1 protein-coding gene and 1 pseudogene are annotated in these 3,339 nt (G+C 64.6%); both read right to left on the bottom strand.

The genetic code is table 11. The features are described 5' to 3' along the window. Positions 1-128 (bottom strand): annotated as a pseudogene (locus JHD07_RS35980) (spermidine synthase); the annotation flags it as partial. 120 nt (positions 129-248) lie between these two features. Beyond that, positions 249-3,339, bottom strand: a 3,091-nt coding sequence (locus JHD07_RS35975) for a cytochrome P450 (protein WP_291630821.1), incomplete at its 5' end; no start/stop codon positions are given.

Below are 3,339 nucleotides of genomic sequence, written 5' to 3'. Positions count from 1 at the left end.
GACAAGCGGTTGTTCATCAGCTCGTTGCTGCCGAGCTTGATCGAAAACTCCTTGCCCCGCCGCATCAGGCGGAGCTCCTCGTCGGAGCCGGGAATTTTGGCGGTGTCGATCTTTTCCCAGGGAATCATGGGCGACGTTTAGCACGAATAATTCGTAGCCCGGGTGAGCGAAGCGATACCCGGGACCGCGCGTGCATTTAAATCCCGGATATCGCTTCGCTCATCCGGGCTACGGGAGTAAGCGTCGCCTTACCCGCCTGCCCAGACGTCCAGCACATACCGATTGCTCGTCCCCATCTCCTCGATCCAGCGCGCGCTTGCCGCGGCATCGCTGCCGCTCTTCTCGCGGTGGATCGCGACCAGCGCCGCCTTCACATCGGGCTCCATCTTGCCGCCGTCACCGCAGACATAGACGATCGCGCCCTGCTCGATCAGCGGCCACACTTTGTCCCTCTGCGTGGCGAGCACGTGCTGCACATAGGTCTTCGGCCCGTCCGCGCGCGAGAATGCCGTGAACAGCTCGGTGATGCCGGCCGCCGCCAGCGCCTTCAACTCCTCCGCGTAGAGAAAATCCTGATCGGGACGGCGGCAGCCGAAGAACAGCATCGCCGGGCCGAGCGTAGCACCCTTGGCCTTGCGCGCGGCGCGCTCCTGGAGGAAGCCGCGAAACGGCGCAAGGCCCGTGCCCGGACCGATCATGACAATAGGCACGGACGGATCATCCGGCAGGCGGAAGCCAGCCTTGGTTTCCCGCACGGTCGCGTAGACCGTATCGCCGGTGCGGCGATTGGCGAGATAGTTCGAACAGATTCCCTTGTAGACGCCACGTCCCGAAGCAGCCGGCCCCTCGACCACGCCGACCGTGATGCTGCAGCGCGTCGGGTCCACCGACGGCGAGGACGAGATCGAGTAATAGCGCGGCGCCAGCAGCGAGAGCATTTCCAGATAGACGTGGAACGGCAACTCGCAGGCGGGATATTCGAGCAGCAGGTCGAACACCGATTTGCGCTTGGCGAGGATCTCGCTGCGGTAACGCTCGAGCGTTTCAGGCTCCTCGCCGACGAAGCCGAGCAGCTTCGGTTTGGTGACCGGGCAGCGAGTATGGTCGGCCATGATCTGGATCTGCTTGCGTGTCGCCACCTGCTGCAGCTCGACGAACTCGCTGAGCAGGCGCCCGACCGACACAGCCTCGCCGACCGGCAATTGCGCACGGCGTCCCTCGGCCACTTGCAGCCTGATCTGGTCGGCCGGCAGGAAGCCGAAGCGGCGGGCGATCGAATCCACCAGCGTCGGATCGTTGCGCGGGACGACGCTGAGGTGATCGCCGACGCGGTAGCTGACACCAGCCGGCAGTTGCACCTCGATGTGGCGCGTCGAACGCTCCGACGGATTGGGGCCGTTCTTGTTTTGAAGCTCGTCGTTCACCAGGACCTTCATCGCGACAGCGCCGCCCTGGGCGACGATGGTGTTGACCGCGGTCACCGCGACCGGCTCGATCGCGTACAGCGGATCGTCCTCCGCGGTGCGGGTGAAATTCCAGTCGATGCCGAACTCCTTGGTCGCGACCTGGGCCGCCGCCGGGAACCATTTCTGGAACTGGCCGTCGAGATCGCTGCGCGCATCGCCCTCGCCGCGCGGATAGACCGCGCGTGCGCCGCGCGCCGACAATTGCTCGTCGATGAAGCGCGGCACCGATTGATAGGTCGCGGCCCAGTCGCTGTTGCCGCAGCCGAACACGGCGTAGCGCACGCCGGCGAAGGCGTCCTTCGGAAGGTCGCTACCGAGCCATTTGACGAACTGCGTCGCGTTGTCGGGCGGCGCGCCGTTGTAGGAGGCGCAGATGATCAGCACGCCGCCCTCGTGCGGCAGCTTGCCGACGTAGTCGTCGAGCGGGCCGAGATGCACGGCAAAGCCGTTGATCTCCGCAAGGTCGGCCATGCGCGTCGCGAGTTCCTCGGCGGTGCCGAGATTGGAGCCGTAGAGCACCAGCATCGGGGTGTTATGGCCGGGCCGCGTCGTGGGTTTGCGCTGCGCCTTTGATACAGAGGACGAAGCCGCAATCGGCCCGCCATAGGCGCCGCGCTCGCGGTCGGCGCGCGGCCGCACCTTGATCTTGAAGCCTTCCGGCTTGATCGTCAGCGTCTCCTTCAGGTGCATCTGGTAGCGCTGGTGGTCGATCAGCTTGAAGCGCTGCAGGATCATGCCGAGCGCGAGCGCGGCCTCGTGCATGGCAAAGCCGCGGCCGATGCAGGCCCGCTGGCCGTTGCCGAACGGCTTCCAGGCATTGATCGGCCGCTTCGCCTCCGCCTCGCGGCTGAAGTTCTCGGGATCGAAGGCGTCGGGGTTGGGACCCCACACGTTGGGATCACGGTGCAGCGCCGTCACCAGGATGGTGACGAAGGTGCCATTCCGCAGCTTGTACTTGCCGCCGCCGATGGCCTCGTCGTTCAGCGGCGTGATGCCATAGGCCGGCGCCGGCGGCCACAGCCGCAGCGCCTCCTTCAGGATCTGGGTGATGTAGGTGAGCTGTGTCACCTGTTGATAGGTCGGCTTGGCATTGATGTCGGGGCCGAAGACGCGATCGACCTCGTCATAGGCCTTCTTGAGGATCTCCGGATGCTTGAGCATTGCATAGAGCGTGTAGGACAACAGGCCGCTGGTGGTCTCGTGGCCCGCGATCAGGAACGTGTTGATCTGATAGCGGATGTTGACGTCATCGAGCTGCTCGCCGGTCACGCGGTCGACGCCGGTCATCATCGCGGCCAGCATATCCTTCTTGTCGTCGATCGCCTCCGAGTTCTTGCGACGCTCGGCGATGATCTCGTCGACCATCTTGTTCATGAAGGCGACGTCCTCGGCGAGCGTCTTGCGCCGCCTCTGCATCCAGATCTGCTCGAACGGCAGGCCGCGCGTCATCATGATGGTTTCGAGCGAGCGCACCAGCGACTCCACGTAGGGGTGATAGTCGCTCCGGTAAAAGGAATTGAAGCGGTAGTCGAAGCCGCACAGGCCGATCGTGTCCAGCGTCAACGCGGTCATGTCGTGGACGACGTCGATCTCGTCGTCGGCATTGAGCCGTTCCCATTTCTGGACGAGTTGCTCGGCGATATCGACCATGCTCGGATGGTAGGACTGCATGGCGCGGTTGCCGAAGGGCTGGAGCAGGATGTTGTGCGCCTTGCTCCAGTTCGGCTCCTTGGTATCGGCGGTGAACAGGCCATCGCCGCCGACCGCCCGCACACGTCGCAGCGCGCCGCGCACCGTCTTGTCGAAGCGCTTTTCGTCCGAGAGTTCGTCGACGAGGTCGTGGCCCGAAACCACGACGATCGGCGAGCCCATC

The sequence above is a fragment of the Bradyrhizobium sp. genome (assembly GCF_016462955.1).
In the GTDB taxonomy this organism is placed as follows: domain Bacteria; phylum Pseudomonadota; class Alphaproteobacteria; order Rhizobiales; family Xanthobacteraceae; genus Bradyrhizobium.
This window is presented reverse-complemented; position numbering and strand designations above follow the sequence as displayed.